The sequence below is a fragment of the Rhizobium sp. 18065 genome, from assembly GCF_902706095.1.
In the GTDB taxonomy this organism is placed as follows: domain Bacteria; phylum Pseudomonadota; class Alphaproteobacteria; order Rhizobiales; family Rhizobiaceae; genus Allorhizobium.
Genome location: NZ_CACSJP010000002.1, coordinates 108,032 through 124,935, shown reverse-complemented (window position 1 = coordinate 124,935; position 16,904 = coordinate 108,032). Strand labels below are relative to the sequence as shown.

The following is a 16,904-nucleotide window of genomic DNA, read 5'->3' as shown; positions in this document are numbered from 1 at the left end:
CATCAATATCTGAACACGTCGACTGCCTGGCGCGATTGATGCTGACTGCCTTCACCATTCGCTGCCAAGACAGCGAATGGTGTGTTCAAACAGGTTGCCGGCAGCTCAGTTCTTGACGGTGTCTTCGAGGAAGAAACGGCCGAGCGGGTTCTGGTAGAAGTTCTCGATGTTCTTGCGCGAGACGTTGATGTAGGGGCTGTAGTAGAGGTCGACCCAGTGCACGTCGTCCTTGGCCGTCTTCTGGATGTCGATGTACATGGCTTCGCGCTTGGCGGGGTCCAGCTCGAGGCGGGCTGCGGCGACGAGGTCCTTGACCTTGTCGCTCTTGTAGCGGGTCATGTAGTTCATGTTGGTGTCATGGCCGAGCACGAAGGTTGTCTTCTGGTCTGCATCGAGAATGTCGTTGGTCCAGTACATGACCGAGATATCATAGTCGCCGGCAACCAGCATGTCCCAGCTCTGGCTGGGATCGACCTTCTGCAGGTTGACGGTGACGCCGGCCTTTGCCAGCTGCTGCTGCAGGAGAACGGCGATCTGCTCGTCCACCTCGTTGCCGGCATTGACGATGTAGTTCAGTGACAGGTCTGCAGCGCCCGCTTCCGCCAGCATGGCTTTCGCCTTTTCCGGTTCGTAGGGGTACTGGTAATTATCGGCGTAGTGATAGAGCGAGCCCTTGGGGATATAGGAATTGGCGACCTCGCCAAGCCCGAAGGTGACGGTATCGACGATCGCCTTCTTGTCGATCGCCATGTCCAACGCCTGGCGCACCTCCTTCTTGGCGAGCGCACCGTGCTCGTGATTGATCAGCAGGTGATCCTCGCGGGTCGAGGTGTCGATATGCACATCGAGGTTCGCATCCTTCTTCAGTTCCTCGACACGCGAGAACGGCACGAAGATGGCGGTGTCCAGTTCGCCGGCCTGCACATTGAGCATGCGGGTATTGTCGTCAGGCACCGAGATCCACTCGACACCGTCGAGCTTCACCCGGTCCGCCTGCCAGAAGTTCGGGTTCTTCTCGAGAATGACGCGGTCGCCGCGCCGCCACTCCTTGACGGTGAATGCGCCCGACGAGGCAATCGGCTTTTCGGCAAAGGCTTCCTCGCCAGCTTCTTCCAGCCCTTTCTTCGACAGCACCGAGACATTCGGCAATGCGAGCGTCGACAGGAACGGCGCCGACGGCGTCTTCAGCTTGACAACCAGCGTCTTGTCGTCGGCCGCTTCCGCGGTGTCGACGACCTTGTAGCTGTCGCTCCACAGCGAGCCTTCATTGTCGCGGATGCGAAGCAAGCTGAAGGCGGCATCGCCTGCCGTGATCGGCGAGCCGTCGGAGAACTTGGCGTCGCGCATCTTGAACGTATAGGTCAGGCCGTCATCGGAAATGGTCCAGCTTTCGGCAAGGCCTGGCTCCAGCTTGGTGCCGGTCTTGTCAACGCGCACCAGCACGTCGAAGACGTTGGAGAATACCCAGTTGTCGACGTTCTGCGCCGACTTGATCGGGTCGAATGTGGTCGAGTCCTCCCGTCGGCCGATGGTCAGCACGCCGGCCGCTTGCGCCAACGTTGATCCCAGCGTCAACATCGCGAGCACGGTGGCCACGCTGATGGTCTTCCAATTGCTTGTCATGTCGTTCGTTCCCTTTGTTGTTATCAGGCAGTCAGGAGATGCGGTATGGTCTCCGCCGACAGGCCAGCCATCAGCGGCTTGTCAGGGTCGATATCGGGAATGGCGGCGATCAGCGCTGCGGTATAGGCGTGCTGCGGCCGGGCAAAGACATCCTCGCAGAGGCCCTCCTCGACGATCTGGCCGCGATACATGACCACCACCCGGTCGCAGAGGTTTCTGACGATGGCGAGGTCGTGGGCGATGAACAGAAGTGTCAGGTTCATGGCGCTCTTCAGATCGCGAAACAGATCAATGATCTGTGCCTGTATCGTGACGTCCAGTGCCGCGACGCATTCGTCAGCGATGATCAGTTTCGGATCGACGGCCAACGCCCTTGCGATGCCGGCGCGCTGGCACTGGCCGCCGCTCATCGATTGCGGGCGGCGGGTGGCAAACTCGCGGTCAAGGCCGACGAGATCGAGCAGTTCAAGGACGCGCGCCGGAATCCGATTGGCGGGCACCTTGTTCTGTACCGTCAGTACTTCGGCCAGCATCGTGCCGATGCTCATGCGCGGGTTCAGCGCGTTATAGGGATCCTGAAACACCATGGCCGATTGCGTGCGGATCTTCGCCAGCGTCTGGCGGCGCTGCTGGGCGAGGTCGAGGCCGTCGAAGCTGATATGGCCGGAGGACAGCGGCGTCAGTCCGAGGATAGCACGCGCCAGTGTGCTCTTGCCCGAGCCGCTTTCACCGACGATGCCGACGGTTTCGCCGGGCATTACTCGCAGGCTGACCCCGTTGACCGCGGCCACAGCCGGCTTGCTGCCTTTCAACAGACTGAAGCCGGGGGTCGGGAAGCGAACAACCAGATCATCGATTTCGAGAAGTGGCTTTGCCGCCGTTGGAAGCGATGCAGTCCGGAGGGCTGGAAGGATAGCGTCCTCCGGCATGGATGGATGGCTCTCGAGCAGGCTGACCGTATAGGCATGCTGTGGTGCAGACAGAACCTGCCGCTTGTCGCCCAGTTCCAGCAACCGCCCGTGACGCAGTACGGCGATCCGGTCGCAGGTCTGGGCAACGATGCCGAGATCGTGGGTGATCAGGATGATCGACAGGCCACGCGCGTCGCGCAGGTCCATCAAAAGTTTGAGGATTTGCGCCTGAATGGTGACGTCGAGCGCCGTGGTCGGCTCGTCGGCAATCAGGATTTCCGGATTGCAGGAGAGCGCCACCGCGATCATCGCCCGCTGACGCATGCCGCCGGAGAATTCATGCGGATAATTGCCATACTGTCGCTGCGGATCCGGAAAGCCGACCTGGGCGAGAATGTCGATGGCCATGGCTTTCGCATCGTGGCGTGACTTGCCCTGGTGATAGCGGAGACCCTCGGCGATCTGATCGCCGATGCGCATCACCGGATCGAGATGGCTGGTCGGGTTCTGGAACACCATGCCGATCTCGGCACCCCGCACCGCACGCATGGCATCGTCGCCCAGCGTCATCAGGTCACGGGCGCCGAGCATCACGGACCCACCGGTGATGGCGATCGCCTTCGATGGCAGCAGCTGCACCAGCGCCCGGCAGATCATGCTCTTGCCGGAGCCGCTTTCGCCGACAAGCCCGAGAATTTCGCCGCGGCCGAGATCGAAGGACACGGCATCGATAAGCTTGCGCGTTTCGCCGTCGAGCATGGCATGTACGGTGAGATCGCGGATAGAGAGGATCGGCTCGCTCATTCTCGCACCCCCAGCCATTCACCCAGCCCGTCACCGAAAAGGCTGAAGCCGAAGGCCAGCACGACGATGGAGAGGCCGGGAAACAGGGTGATCCACCAGGCCGTGGTGATGAAGCTTTGCCCCTCGGCAACCATGACACCCCATTCGGCCACCGGCGGCTGAACACCGAGGCCGAGATAGCTGATGGCGGCACCACTGAGCAACACCAGCACGGCGTCCGACATGGAAAACACGATCGATCCGGCGATGGCATTCGGCAGCAGGTGCCGGAACATGATGCGGCTGCGGCTGAAACCGAGGCTGACGGCGGCCACCGCATAGTCGCTGTTCTTCAGCACCAGCATCTGCGCCCGGATCAGCCGCGCGTAGGAGACCCAGCCGACCAGCGCCATGGCGATATAGAAACTCGAAAGGCCCGGCCCGAGAATGGCGATGATCGACAGCATCAACACCAGGAAGGGAAAGGCGAGGATGATATCGACCAGCCGCATGAAGATCGTATCGACGATGCCGCCGAAGAAGCCGGCGATCGTGCCGATGAAGGTGCCGATCAGGAACGGGAAGACCACGCCGATGACGGCGATCTGCAGGTCGATGCGCGTGCCCCAGATGACACGCGAGAAGATGTCTCGGCCGAAATTGTCGGTGCCGAAGGGATGGGCCAGCGAGGGCATGGCGAGCCGGACGGCCGCATCCTGATAGATCGGATCGTATGGCGCGATCAGCGGTGCGGCGAGCGCGACCAGCAGGAACAGTCCGAGAATGCCGGCGCCGGTGACCAGGGTCAGGTTGCGCCCGAGAAATCGGTTCCGCGATACAGTCGCGCGGGTTGCGGCGGCTGTCATAGGCGTACCCTCGGATCGAGTGTCACGGTGACGATATCGGCGAGGAAATTGACCAGTACAGTGGCGCAGGCAAACACCATGGCAACGCCCTGGACCACCATGTAATCGCGCGAGAAGATGGCGCGCACGAGAAGCTGCCCCATGCCCGGAATGGCAAACACGGTCTCGACCACGACGGTACCGCCGATCAGCCAGCCGATATTGACGGCAAGCAGATTGATGGTCGGCACCAGAGAATTTGGCAGCACATGGCGCCAGAAGACGATGCTTTCCGGCATGCCGCGGGCGCGGGCCGCCGTCGCCAGATCCGATTGCAACTCGACGATCATCGCGGCCCGCAGGCTGCGGGTCAAAACGGCCGATAGTGAAAGCGCAATTGTCAGGCTCGGGAGAACCAGATGCGCTGCCTTGTCGACAAAACTGTCGCCGTAGCCGGAGACCGGCAGGACGCCGAGCTTGACGGAAAACAGGATGATCAGCATCAGCGCCAGCCAGAAGGGCGGAAAGCCGATACCGAGCGTCGAGACGATGCGCACGGCGTGATCGGGCAGGCGGCCGCTGTTGCGTGCCGCGAGCGCTGCCATCGGAACGGCAATCAGGATCGACAGGAGGACGCTGGTCAGAACCAGCACCAGCGTCGGCTCGATGCGGGTTATGATCAGCTTCAGCACGTCGATCTTGTAGAGGATCGACTTGCCCATCTCGCCCTTGCCGAGATTTTGGACAAAATAGAAATATTGCAGCCAGATCGGCTCGTCGAGACCGTATTGGGCGCGGATGCGGGCAATGGCCGTCGGGGTCGAGCGGGTGCCGAGCAGGACGCGGGCAGGATCGCCGGGGATCAGCCGGACGAGGATGAAGGTGATGACGCTGATGCCGAACAGCACCGGCAGAAACTGCAGCGGGCGAAACAGCACGAACCTATAGCGGTGCATGGGTTTGCACCTTTCCGGCCTGCCGGCCATGAACCGAATGTCGCGCGCTGCCGATCATGCCATCGTCCTGTGGCGCGACAGGAAATCGACAAGCACCGGATAATAGCCATCCGGGTTTTCATAGAATGGCATGTGGCTGGCATTGTCGATGACGCTCAGTTGCGCGTCGGGAAGGTTCAGCTTCATGCGAAGCGCGCAGGCCGGCGTCAACTCGTCGTGCTCGCCGCAGGTGATCAGCACCGGGAGGGTGATCCTGGGCAAGTCCGGCACACGGTTCCAATCCTTCAGATTGCCGATATAGAGGAATTCGTTCGGGCCCTGCATCGTGCCGTAGGGCGCCATGTTCCAGTCGTCGAGGGACCGTTTTACCGGTGCCGGCCAATCCGAAAGCCGGCAGACATGGCGATAGTTGAGAATGGTGATCGCCGCCAGATATTCCGGATGGTCGATGCTGCCGCGCGCCTCGTGCTTCTGCATCATCGCCACCGTTTCTGAGCCGAGCGCCGACCGCAGCCGCTCGAGTTCCAGGATCAGATGCGGCATGTCGGCAACGGTATCTTCGAGGATCAGCGTCTTGAGGTTTTCCGGATAGGTCAGTGCATAGTCGATTGCGAGCCAGCCGCCCCAGGAATGGCCGAGCATATGCACCTTTCCGAGCCCCAGCGCCTGGCGCACCGTCTCGGTTTCCTCGACATAGCGGCCGATGGTCCACAGCGCCGTGTCGGTCGGACGGTCCGACGCGCCGGTGCCGAGCTGGTCGAAGGCAACGACCCGGTAGCCCTGGTCGACGAGGCAGGAATGGGCTTCGCGCAGATAGTCGCAGGGCAGGCCCGGCCCACCATTGAGACAGAAGACGGTATCCGGACCCGAGCCGAAACTGTAGGCGACCACCTTATGGCCCGTAACGTCAATCTCGATCCGTTCATCCGGTTCCATCTCGCGCCACATCGTCCGTCTCCTGCAGACCGCAATCACTGCTCATCTTTTCAGCAAGGCTAATTTTTAGCGTTTTATCGGTTCCGCACCAGCTATAAGAAGTGATAGGATGAGATCTCCGCTGCACTACAGATCCCGGTCCGACATTAGGGTTTTCGCATGTTTGACGATATTGGTTCGATCCGATCGCGGCTCACCGCGGGTGAGACCTTGGACGGGCGGATCGACGCCGCGTTCGAGGTGATCAAGGGGTTCGGATTCGACGCTCTGATCTACGACTATACGCCGGTTCCCTACGATCTCGACGGCGCATTGATGCTGCCTTCGCTGTTGAAGCTGCGCAACATTTCCGAGGACATGCGCGAATACTGGTTCGAGCGTGAATATTTCCGCATCGACCCGGTGCAACTGCTGGCGATGCGCACGACCACGCCCTTTTTCTGGAACTACGACCACAAGGCCGGGACGCAGATCAACCGCTTCCTCGACGAGCGCAGCGCGCCGGTGTCACGCTATCTGCATGAGCGCAACATGTCCTGCGGCGTGACCGTTCCGGTGCATCTGCCGCGCGGCGACTGTGCGACCGTGACGGGGGTGCGCTTCGGCGCGGGCCGCGGGTTCCAGAGCGATGCGGACCGCCATATGGCGGATTTCGGACTTCTCGCCCATGTGTTCCACGAGGCCGCCTTTGCCGCCTTCGACGAGACGGCGAAGACCGGAACGCGTGCGCATCTGACGAACCGTGAGCGCGAGTGCCTGCGGCATTCGGCGGAAGGCCTGTCGGCCAAGGAAATCTCCCGCATCATCGGCCGCTCGGTTCCGACCGTGGTCATGCATCTCAACGCCGCTGCCAAGAAGTTGGGGGCGAAGAACCGGACACAGGCCGTGGTGCGCGCCACCCATTACCGGCTGCTGGAAGAACCACCATCCTATTACTTGTGATAGCTGCCGCGACCCAAATCGGAAGGCTATGCTTTCTCCATCGGAACAACCGCATGGAGATGAAGACGTGGCACCGGTCGAAGTTCAGGAATCCTACCTGCCGTTTCGCGCGTATCAGACCTGGTACCGCATCACCGGATCGCTGGATTCGCCGTTGCTGCCGCTCGTCGTCGCCCATGGCGGGCCTGGCTGCACGCATGACTATGTCGATAGCTTCAAGGACATCGCGGTGCTCGATGGCCGCCCGGTCATCCATTACGACCAGCTCGGCAACGGCAACTCGACGCGATTGCCGGAAAAAGGCCCGGATTTCTGGACGGTCGAGCTGTTTCTCGAAGAGCTGGATGCGCTGCTGTCCCATCTCGGCATCGCGGAGCGTTACGCCTTTCTCGGCCAGTCCTGGGGCGGGATGCTCGGAGCCGAACATGCGGTTTTGCGGCCGAAGGGGTTGAAGGCTCTTGTCATCGCCAATTCGCCGGCCAACATGCACACTTGGGTCTCGGAGGCCAACCGCCTGCGCCGCGACCTGCCGGCCGAGGTTCAGTCGACGCTTCTGAAACACGAGGAAGCCGGAACACTCACCGATCCGGACTATATCGCCGCCTCGCGCGTCTTCTACGATCGCCATGTCTGCCGCGTCTCGCCATGGCCGCCGGAAGTGGCGCGTACCTTCGCCATCATGGACGAGGACAATACCGTCTACCGCAACATGAACGGCCCGACCGAGTTCCACGTCATCGGCACGATGAAGGACTGGACGATCGAGGATCGATTGCCGCAGATCGAAGCTCCCACCTTGCTGATCTCCGGCCGTCACGACGAGGCAACCCCCGAGGTGGTGCGCCCCTATGTCGAGCGCGTGCCGGGGTGCCGCTGGGTTGTGTTTGAGCAGTCCAGCCACATGCCGCATGTCGAGGAGAAGGACCTTTGCCTGGCGACGGTTTCGGACTTTCTCAAGCAACACGATGGGGGTTGAAGGAGCTCGAACGGCAGGCGCGACCGGCAATTCTCCCTCTGTCCAAGGGCCAGACCTTCAGCGGCGGCGTGCAAAAGCTGCCCTGTAGAATTTTCGTGAGACGATCACGCTTGACGTTTGCCGTTGATCGCATTTGTCCTGGAACTTGAGGCGATCCCGAATCGTCTCTTCCGAAGATGCTCAGAGCCAACCAAGCGCAGTCGCCGCGCGGATTGCCTCGGCGCGGCGTTTGCAATCGAGTTTGCGGAACAGGTTGCCGAGGTGGAATTTTACCGTCACTTCGGAAATGTTGAGGGTGCTGGCAATGCGCTTGTTCGGCATGCCGCTGGCGATCAGCTGCAGCATCTGGGTTTCACGTTGCGACAGGCCGCCATTCAGCGCTCGGGCCTGAGGCGAATTGACCGATGCCGCGAAGATCGACAGCGCGATGCGCACATCCGACGAGGTTTCGATGAAGCTGCGGATGCGCTGGTCGTTGAGCAGCGGTGACAGAAAGATCCGCTCCTCCGACAGGACGCCATTGCAGCCAAGCCGGGTCGAGGTTTCTAGCGCGGACAGAAGGCGCGATCGTGCCGTGGCGCTGTCGCCGCGCTGATGGGCAGTATAGCTCTGCCAGAGAAGCAGGGCCACTCTTTCCCGGTTCGTCACATAGGGATTGCTGATCAGTGCATCGATCTGGCGCGGCAGATACGACCGTGGTGCCCAGAGATGGACCGCATCGCGGATCCAGGCCATGGCATAGGAGATCTCGTCGCGACGGGTGAGCCGGGCCAGTTCGTCGGTGGCGCTCTCCACCCAGTTTCGCCCCATCGGCATGCGGATCGCCGTCAGGGTGGATTGCGCTTCGGCCCAGCGGTTGACGTTCTGATAGGCGATGGCGGTGCGGATTTCCATCATTGCATGGAATTGCAGCCGCTCGGACAAATGGATCCACAGTCCGTCGAGAAAGCCCGGACGAATGGTCATCGGGAAATGATCGCAGAGAACCTGCGAGGCATAATGCAAGGCGAACTGCATCAGGCTCGGCCAGATTTCGGCAGCCGCAAAACTGTCGAAGTCGGTCTGGACAAATTCGACGAGATCCCTTGGCCGGCCGGCTTCATAGGCGATACAGGCTTCGGCCAGATGCAGCATCCGGAATTCCTGCTTCGCATCATGCGGAACCTGTTCCAGCTTGCTGCGCGCATCCTTGGCGGCGCGGCGGGCGAGAAGCACGTCGCCGCTCATCAGTCGCAGGACGATTTGGTGCAGATGGATGAAGAATTCGAGCAGCGGCTGGCCACCCATGTTGCGCAGATAGATCAGCGAACGCGCGGCTGCCGCCTCGGCTTCGCGAAAGTTGCGGCGGCGGATCTCGAATTCGAGCAGGGCGTTGTAATAAGCCGCCCATTTGACGTGGTCACCCAGCGGATAGTCGGCCATGAACTCGCCGAGCCGGGTGATCATCTGATCGTTGGGTGTCAGATCCTCGCCGATCATCATGTTGAGCCTGAATGTCCGGGCGGCGAAGGAGAAACGTGATCCGCGCGCCAGTGCCTTCAGCGGATCGAGATAATCCAGCCCGAGATGTCGACCGAGCAGATGGCGCACGCGCTGCAGCTCACCCTGCTTGAGCAGGGTACGGGTGACTGAGAGCAGCACGGTCTCGTTGGTGGCGATCATCTCGTGCGAGAAGCGCATGATGATGGTCTGGAAGGCAGCCAGGCTGCTGCGATAGATAAGTTCGCGTCCCTGGGCGCGCTCGAGGATCTGGGCGGCATGCACTTCGTGGCCATGATCGATCAACAGGGCCATGGCGTCAAGCGAGCGTCCGGCCTGTTCGCGGGCGGCGGCGATCTCGATGACGGCGCCTTCCGCTTCGAAGATCGCCAGACGCTCGACTACGGCGGTCTGCACCAGGCGGAGGAGGTCCGGGTGCTGCTCGGGTGCCCGGGCGAGAAAAGGCGGCAGAATGCTCGCCCATTGCGCATCGGCTGCGGGCGCTTCGAGCCATATGGACAAGGTTGTGGTCTGGCCCGGTGACAGATGGCTGAGAATGGTTTCGCGCAGATAGTCGATGCAGACACGGTCGTCGGGGACCGACGCCAGTGGCAGGAAGGCTGGCCAGCCGGCATAACCTTTGAGCAAGGTCTGGGCATTTTCAGGCGGCAGGTCTGCAAGTTCATCTGCGGTAAATGTCAGGTCCTCGGCATCGATCGTGACCGAACCGCGATGCAGGATCTGCCGTGCCAGCCCGGCAATGCGCTGGTCCGGGCGGCAGGCGACGATAATGATGTCAGCCGTGTCGAGAACCTGGGCTGCGATGCGGGCGGATCTGGCCGAGGCCGGTATATCCCAGAGCAGATAGCGCGCATGCACGTCATCGACGCGGGGCTGCAATGTCCGGCAGACTTGCCTTCCCAAGGTTTCCGCAATCATGTCGAGAAGGGTGGTTTTGCCAGCACCTGCCGGCGCGCGCAGAAAGACGACACCGGCAGTTTCACGAGCGATGCGATCTCGGAGGCGAGGGCGGGGCAGGACCATGGTCATGCCGGTTCTATAGGCGAGAAATCGGCAGTGACCTATACCATGTCGTCAAAAAACTATACTTTTTGCCGGTTGCTCGCATGGCGACAGAAGGGGATGTTCGAGCCTTAGGCAGCTGATGTACAAGGAAACACCCCGCCGATGCAGCAACATCCGTTGGTCGCGATACTGACCCGGCTTGGCATGTTCGTGCTCGTCATGATCGCCCTTTCCATCATGATTTTCGTTCTGGCACGGGTTGTGCCGGGTGATCCGGCGCGCATGGCGCTCGGTCCGGCCGCGACCCTGGAACAGGTCGAGGCGCTACGCCAGCAGATGGGTCTCGATCGACCGCTGCCGGTGCAATATCTCGATTATGCGAACAAGGCGCTGCATGGCGATCTCGGCATGTCGCTGGTGTCGCAGCGACCGGTCACGACCGATCTGGCGCAGACGGTTCCGGCGACGGTCGAGCTGGTGCTGGTTTCGGTCATCTTCATGTTCGCCATGGCGATCCCGCTCGGTGTGATCACCGCCCATTACCGCAACCGGACCTTCGACTATGTCGGCCGCTTCCTGTCTTTGACCGGCGTCACGATCCCGAGCTTCCTGTTTGCCATCACTATGCAGCTGGTCGCTGCCCGATATCTGACCGACTGGCCGATCATCGGCCGGCTCGACCATGGGCTGGCCTGGCAGGGTGGTCCGACCGGGTTCCTGCTGATCGACGGCACGCTGGCCGGACGGTTCGACGTGGTGCTGAACGCCCTGAAACATCTGGCGCTGCCGGCCTTTGCGCTGTCGATGGCAGGCATTGGCCAGATCACCCGCATCACCCGCTCCTCGATGCTGGAGAACCAGCGCAAGGATCATGTGCTGACGCTGAAGAGTTTTGGCGTGCCGGAACGTGTCATCACCTTCCGTTATCTGCTGAAGCTGTCCTCGATCGCGCCGCTGACCATCATGGGGCTCGAATTCGCCTCGCTGATCGGCAATGCTTTCGTCATTGAAATGATCTTCGCCTGGGGTGGTTTCGCCTCCTATGGCCTGACCTCGATCCTGCAGAAGGATCTGAACGCGGTGACCGCCGTGGTGCTGGTCGCGGGCCTGTTCTTCATCATCGCCAACCTGATCGTCGACGTCGTGATCTCGATCATCGACCCACGACTGCGCCGCAAGGAGGCACGCTGATGGCCGACATGAAAATGCTTGACGCTTCCGATCGTGGCCTCAGCTCAGGCTACATGATGTGGTATCGCTTCAGCCGCAATCCGGCGGCTGTGATCGGCTCGCTGATCCTGATCTCGATCGTCATCCTTGCTGTCTTCGCGCCCTGGCTGACGCCTTATCCGAAGCATGTCGGCGCGGTCGTCGATTTCCGCGCCCGGCATCTGCCGCCGGATGCCAGCCACTGGTTCGGCACCGACAAGGCTGGACGCGACATCTTCTCGCGCACAGTCTTTGGTCTTCGGGTGTCGCTGCTGCTGGTGATCGGCGTTCTCGGGATTTCGGTGCCGGTCGGCACGGTGCTTGGCCTGATCGCCGGCTATTTCGGTGGCTGGGTGGAAAAGCTGATCACCGGTCTGACCAATGTCATGCTGGCCATGCCGCCGCTGGTCATGGCGCTCGCCGTCTCCAACCTGCTCGAGCCGACGCTGACCAATGCGATGATCGCCATCACCCTGCTGTGGTGGACCTGGCATGCGCGGCTGATCTACTCGGTCTCCAAGTCGATCGCGTCCGAAGACTATATCGAGGCGGCGCGTCTGGCCGGTGCCGGGCCGATCCATATCCTGTTTCGCGAAATCCTGCCGAACTGCCTATCGGTGATTTCGGTGAAGACGACGCTCGATGCGGCCTTCGTCATCCTGTTCGGCGCAACGCTCAGCTTTCTCGGTTTCGGCGTCAAGCCGCCGACCCCTGATCTGGGCTCGATGGTGGCCGATGGCCGGCAGTTCATGCCCGATTTCTGGTGGGAAGTGCTCTGCCCCGGCGCGGTGGTCTTCTACGTGACGCTCGGTTTCAACCTGCTGGGCGACGGCCTGCGCGACATGTTCGATGTGGAGAACTGAGATGGCCGAACCGCTTCTGAACGTCGACAATCTCAATGTCTCCTTCGTTACCTATGGTCGCAGCCGCCAGGTGCTGCGCAATGTCAGCTTCTCGGTGGCAGCCGGCGAGCGTGTCGCCCTGATCGGCGAAACCGGATCCGGCAAGTCGGTGACGGCAAAGGCAATCATCGGCACATTGCCGAAGAATGCCAATATCAGCGCCGGCACGATCAGCTTTGCCGGTCGCGACGTGTTGTCGATGCCGCGGGCCGAGCGCGAGGCTCTGAAGGGTACCGCCTTCTCGCTGATCATGCAGGACCCGTTGTCTTCCTTCAATCCGGTGTTCAAGATCGGTACGCATCTCGATGACGTGATGCGCTTTGCCGACAAGCGCAACGGCATTTCCTCGTCCAAGTCCGAGCGCCGCACCCGGATCGCCGCCGTGTTGCGCAGGGTTCAGCTGGCCGATGGCGAGCGGGTGATGAATGCCTATCCGTCGGAACTGTCAGGCGGCATGCGCCAGCGCGTGCTGATCGGCCTTGCGCTTCTGCACCAGCCGAAACTTCTGATCGCCGACGAACCGGGCACGGCACTCGACGTCACGACGCAGGACGAGATCCTCAACCTCATCAATCAGTTGGTGAAAGAGGAGAACATGGCGCTGCTGATGATCACCCACAATCTCGGCGTCGTGCGCAAGGTCGCCGACCGGGTGGTGGTCATGCATCACGGCGACATCATCGAAACCGGTCCTTGCGCCGAGATCCTCAGCAATCCGTCCGAGGACTATACCAAAGCGCTGCTGGAAGCGGTGCCGCCGCTGTATGGCCCGCGGGTGATCGATCTGCCGCAAAGTGACCGCGCGCCGATCGTGACGATCAAGGGGCTGAACAAGATCTATGGCAAGCGTCCCGGTTTCCATGCGATCCGCGATGTCGACCTGACGCTGCGCGAGGGCGAGATCTTCGGTCTGGCCGGAGAATCCGGCTCGGGCAAGACCTCTGTTGCCCGTATCATCATGGAGCTGTCGCGGGCGACATCCGGCACGGTCGATATCGATGCATCGGCTCCCGGCCGCGGCCGTCGTCTCACCCAGATCGTCTACCAGAACCCCGGCACGTCGCTGAACCCGAAGCGTACCGTCAAGCAGACGCTGAGCCTGCCGCTGACGTCGATCGGCATGGATGCGGATGCGCGCGAAGCACGGATGCGGGAATTGCTTGATTTGGTGCGCCTGCCGCAATCCTATCTGGCGAAATATCCGCATGAACTGTCGGGCGGTCAGAAGCAGCGCGTGGCGATTGCCCGGGCGCTGGCGGCCGAACCGAAGATCCTGATCCTCGACGAGCCGACTGCTGCACTGGACGTCTCGGTGCAGAAGACGGTGATCGAGCTTCTGGTGCAACTGCGCCAGGATCTCGGCCTGACCTATCTGATGATCAGCCACGACCTGTCGCTGATGCGCAATTTCTGTTCACGCATCGCGGTGATGCTGCGTGGCGAGATTGTCGAGGAGGGCGTAACGCCCGAGGTCTTCGCCGACCCGAAACACCCCTACACACGGGCGCTGATCGCCGCGATCCCCGTCGTCACCGACGTCGAAGAGCGGTTGAAGCCCATCGTTACCGAGGAAGAGCGGATGCGCTTCCTTGTCAAAACAACAGCATGATTGAGGAGGCACCTGACGTGTATCGCGTGGGGATTGATGTGGGCGGCACCAATACGGACGCTGTCGTTCTGGATGGAAAAACGGTCCTGGCCGGGGTCAAGGCCTCGACAACCGAGGATGTGACGTCGGGCGTGCTCGAGGCGCTGGAAAAGGTGATCGCTGCATCCGGCATCGACCGGGCCCGGATCGCCGCCGTCATGATCGGTACGACGCATTTCACCAATGCCGTTATCGAGCGGCGCCATATGGACGAAGTCGCGGCGATCCGTCTGGGCCTGCCGTCCGGCGCCGGCCTGCCGCCAATGGTCGACTGGCCGGATGACCTGCGCGATATCGTCGGTAACCATGGCTATCAGATCAAGGGCGGCTATGAATTCGATGGCCGCGTGCTGTCTCCCCTCGACGAGGACGCGATCGTGCGCATCGCCGGCGAGATCCGCGCCAAGGGTCTGAAGGCTGCGGCCGTGACCTGCGTGTTCAGCGGCATCAATGATGCGATGGAACTGCGGACCAAGGAAATCCTGCAGCAGCAATGCCCGGGGCTTCCGGTGGTGATGTCGAAGGATATCGGCCGTCATGGTCTGCTGGCCCGCGAAAGTGCCGCGATCATGAATGCCAGCCTACTGTCGCTGGCCGACCGCACGGTTGCCGCTTTCGGCGAGGCGCTGAAGGCCGCGGGCATCACGTGCCCGTTCTATATCACGCAGAATGACGGAACGCTGATGGCGGCCGATGTGGTCCGGTCCTTCCCGGTGCTGACATTTGCCTCCGGCCCGACCAATTCGATGCGCGGCGCGGCATTTCTCACCGGCATCAAGGACGCCGTTGTCGTCGATGTCGGTGGCACCACGTCCGACGTTGGCTCGTTGTCGCATGGTTTCCCGCGTCAGGCCTCGACGACTGTCGATATCGGTGGCGTGCGGACCAATTTCCGCATGCCCGACGTCTTCTCCATCGGTCTCGGTGGCGGTTCGCTGGTGGTCAAGGGCGAGAGCGGCATCACCGTCGGTCCCAAGTCTGTCGGCTACCGCGTTCGCAGCGAGGCGATCTGCTTCGGCGGCTCGACGCTGACCGCGACCGATATCGCCGTGGCATCGAACAAGGCCGATGTCGGCGAGCGCGCACTGCTTGACGGTCTCGACAAGGCGCTGGTCGAGGCGGCGATGGCCAAGATCGACCAGATGCTCGAGGCCTGCGTCGAACGCAGCCGCATTTCCTCGACGCCGGTGCCAGTCATCGCTGTTGGCGGCGGTTCGATCCTGATGCCGGACCGGATCGGTGATCTGGAGGTCATCCGGCCGGAGAATTTTGCGGTTGCCAATGCGGTTGGCGCTGCCATTGCCCAGATCAGCGGCGAGACCGACCGGGTCTTCTCGCTGATCGATGGCCGCACGCGTGAAAGCGCGCTGGCCGAAGCCGAAGCGGAAGCACGTGAAAAGGCGATCGCTGCCGGTGCGCTGGCCGAAACGCTGGAAGTCATCGAACGCGAGGACATGCCGCTGGCCTATCTGCCGGGCAATGCCACGCGCATTCACGTCAAAGTCGTCGGAGAAATGGGAGTCCATCATGGCTGAGGTGCGCAAGCTGAAATATGACGAAGCCGACCTGCGCACGCTGACGGTGGAAGATCTGGACGCGCTGGAAATCGGTGCCGGCATTCTCGGCACCGGCGGCGGCGGCAACCCTTATCAGGGCAAGCTGCTGGCGCTGCAGGCGATGAAGGAAGGTTACGAGATGAAGATTCTCGCCACCGACCGGATCGAGGGCGATGCCCTGTGCATGTCGATTGGCGGCATCGGTGCTCCGGTGGTTGGCGTCGAGCGGCTGCGCGAAGGCCGCGAGGGCCTGCGTTGCCTGAGGGCGATGGAAGACCTGATCCGCGCGCCGATCGATGCAATGGTCTGCGAGGAAATCGGCGGTGCCAATGCGATCAACCCGCTCGTGACTGCGGCGCTCGGCGGTCTGCCGATGCTCGATTGCGACGGGATGGGCCGTGCCTTCCCGGAAATGCAGATGACGACGTTTTCGATCTATGGCCATAGCTCGACGCCGTCTGTGATGTGCGACCTGCATGGCAATGCGGTGATCTTTAGCCATGCGGTTTCAGAAGTCTGGCACGAACGCATGGCGCGTGCCTGCGTGGTCGCCCAGGGCGGCGGCGCGATGCTGGCGACGGCGCCGATGCAGGCGCATTATGTTCATCAGTACGGCATTCCGAAGAGCTACACCAAGGCGATCGCACTTGGAGAAGCGGTGATCCGTGCCCGCAAGGCGCAGGAAGATCCGATTGCGGCTGTCTGCGCGCTGGAAGGCGGACGGCGTATCTTCAACGGCAAGATCAGCGACCTGAAGCGTCATTTCCGCGGCGGCTTCTCGGTCGGCGATATCGAGCTCACCGGTTTCGATGACTGCAACGGCCAGACGGCTGGCGTGGCGATCCAGAACGAGTTCCTGATCTTCCGCCGCAATGGCGAGGTCGAGGTGACCGTGCCCGATCTGATCGTGCTGCTGGATGTCGACACCGGATATCCGATCACCACTGAAATGCTGCGTTATGGCCAGCGCGTCGCGGTGATCGCGATCCCATGCCATGCGCTGCTGCGCACTGCGCGCGCGCTTGATGTCGTCGGCCCCGCGGCCTTCGGCTATCCGGAAATTACCTATTCGCCGCTGCCTGCCTTTGTGCAGAAGGCTGCCTGAAGAGCTT

14 protein-coding genes are annotated in these 16,904 nt (G+C 61.8%); 8 read left to right on the top strand and 6 right to left on the bottom strand.

Going from position 1 to position 16,904, the window contains the following annotated elements:
- Positions 1–105: 105 nt before the first annotated feature.
- Genes GVK95_RS06410 through GVK95_RS06390 form a run of 5 tightly spaced genes read right to left on the bottom strand, consistent with a single transcriptional unit; the run spans position 106 to position 6,066 of the window.
- Entirely contained in the window at positions 106–1,623 is a 1,518-nt protein-coding gene (locus tag GVK95_RS06410; RefSeq protein WP_159947736.1) for an ABC transporter substrate-binding protein, read from the bottom strand.
- A 23-nt stretch (positions 1,624–1,646) separates the two neighbouring features.
- Positions 1,647–3,338, bottom strand: a complete 1,692-nt coding sequence (locus GVK95_RS06405) for an ABC transporter ATP-binding protein (RefSeq protein ID WP_159947734.1) — start codon at positions 3,336–3,338, stop codon at positions 1,647–1,649.
- Positions 3,335–4,183, bottom strand: a complete 849-nt coding sequence (locus tag GVK95_RS06400; RefSeq protein WP_159947732.1) for an ABC transporter permease — start codon at positions 4,181–4,183, stop codon at positions 3,335–3,337. Before GVK95_RS06400 ends, GVK95_RS06405 begins: the two co-directional genes overlap by 4 nt.
- The gene (locus GVK95_RS06395) at positions 4,180–5,118 is read right to left on the bottom strand and encodes an ABC transporter permease (RefSeq protein ID WP_159947730.1); all 939 of its coding nucleotides are present in this window, start codon (positions 5,116–5,118) and stop codon (positions 4,180–4,182) included. The genes GVK95_RS06400 and GVK95_RS06395 overlap by 4 nt, the downstream gene beginning before the upstream one ends.
- Before the next feature lie 54 nt (positions 5,119–5,172).
- On the bottom strand, positions 5,173–6,066 hold the full coding sequence (locus GVK95_RS06390) for a proline iminopeptidase-family hydrolase (RefSeq protein WP_159947728.1): 894 nt from the start codon (positions 6,064–6,066) through the stop codon (positions 5,173–5,175).
- Positions 6,067–6,213: 147 nt separating this feature from the next.
- On the opposite strand from GVK95_RS06390, the gene GVK95_RS06385 reads away from it, so the two are divergent.
- Both GVK95_RS06385 and GVK95_RS06380 read left to right on the top strand, forming a co-directional pair.
- The gene (locus tag GVK95_RS06385) at positions 6,214–6,996 is read left to right on the top strand and encodes a LuxR family transcriptional regulator (protein ID WP_159947726.1); all 783 of its coding nucleotides are present in this window, start codon (positions 6,214–6,216) and stop codon (positions 6,994–6,996) included.
- A 67-nt stretch (positions 6,997–7,063) separates the two neighbouring features.
- On the top strand, positions 7,064–7,972 hold the full coding sequence (locus GVK95_RS06380; protein ID WP_244618677.1) for a proline iminopeptidase-family hydrolase: 909 nt from the start codon (positions 7,064–7,066) through the stop codon (positions 7,970–7,972).
- A gap of 180 nt (positions 7,973–8,152) precedes the next feature.
- Here the strand turns inward: GVK95_RS06380 and GVK95_RS06375 are convergent, their stop codons facing one another.
- Complete coding sequence (locus GVK95_RS06375) at positions 8,153–10,351, bottom strand: LuxR C-terminal-related transcriptional regulator (RefSeq protein WP_244618676.1); 2,199 nt, start codon at positions 10,349–10,351, stop codon at positions 8,153–8,155.
- On the opposite strand from GVK95_RS06375, the gene GVK95_RS25215 reads away from it, so the two are divergent.
- Genes GVK95_RS25215 through GVK95_RS06350 form a run of 6 tightly spaced genes read left to right on the top strand, consistent with a single transcriptional unit; the run spans position 10,325 to position 16,897 of the window.
- Positions 10,325–10,609 carry a hypothetical protein gene (locus GVK95_RS25215; protein WP_244618675.1) on the top strand — a complete coding sequence of 95 codons (285 nt, stop codon included), beginning with the start codon at positions 10,325–10,327 and terminating at the stop codon, positions 10,607–10,609. The two genes, GVK95_RS06375 and GVK95_RS25215, sit on opposite strands and share 27 nt — an antisense overlap.
- Positions 10,610–10,639: 30 nt before the next feature.
- Complete coding sequence (locus GVK95_RS06370; RefSeq protein ID WP_159947720.1) at positions 10,640–11,668, top strand: ABC transporter permease; 1,029 nt, start codon at positions 10,640–10,642, stop codon at positions 11,666–11,668.
- Positions 11,668–12,549, top strand: coding sequence for an ABC transporter permease (locus tag GVK95_RS06365; RefSeq protein ID WP_159947718.1), 882 nt, complete (start codon positions 11,668–11,670; stop codon positions 12,547–12,549). Before GVK95_RS06370 ends, GVK95_RS06365 begins: the two co-directional genes overlap by 1 nt.
- A gap of 1 nt (position 12,550) precedes the next feature.
- Positions 12,551–14,197 carry an ABC transporter ATP-binding protein gene (locus tag GVK95_RS06360; RefSeq protein ID WP_159947716.1) on the top strand — a complete coding sequence of 549 codons (1,647 nt, stop codon included), beginning with the start codon at positions 12,551–12,553 and terminating at the stop codon, positions 14,195–14,197.
- Positions 14,198–14,214: 17 nt separating this feature from the next.
- On the top strand, positions 14,215–15,771 hold the full coding sequence (locus tag GVK95_RS06355) for a hydantoinase/oxoprolinase family protein (protein ID WP_159947714.1): 1,557 nt from the start codon (positions 14,215–14,217) through the stop codon (positions 15,769–15,771).
- Entirely contained in the window at positions 15,764–16,897 is a 1,134-nt protein-coding gene (locus GVK95_RS06350) for a DUF917 domain-containing protein (RefSeq protein ID WP_159947712.1), read from the top strand. Before GVK95_RS06355 ends, GVK95_RS06350 begins: the two co-directional genes overlap by 8 nt.
- The last annotated feature ends 7 nt before the right edge of the window (positions 16,898–16,904 follow it).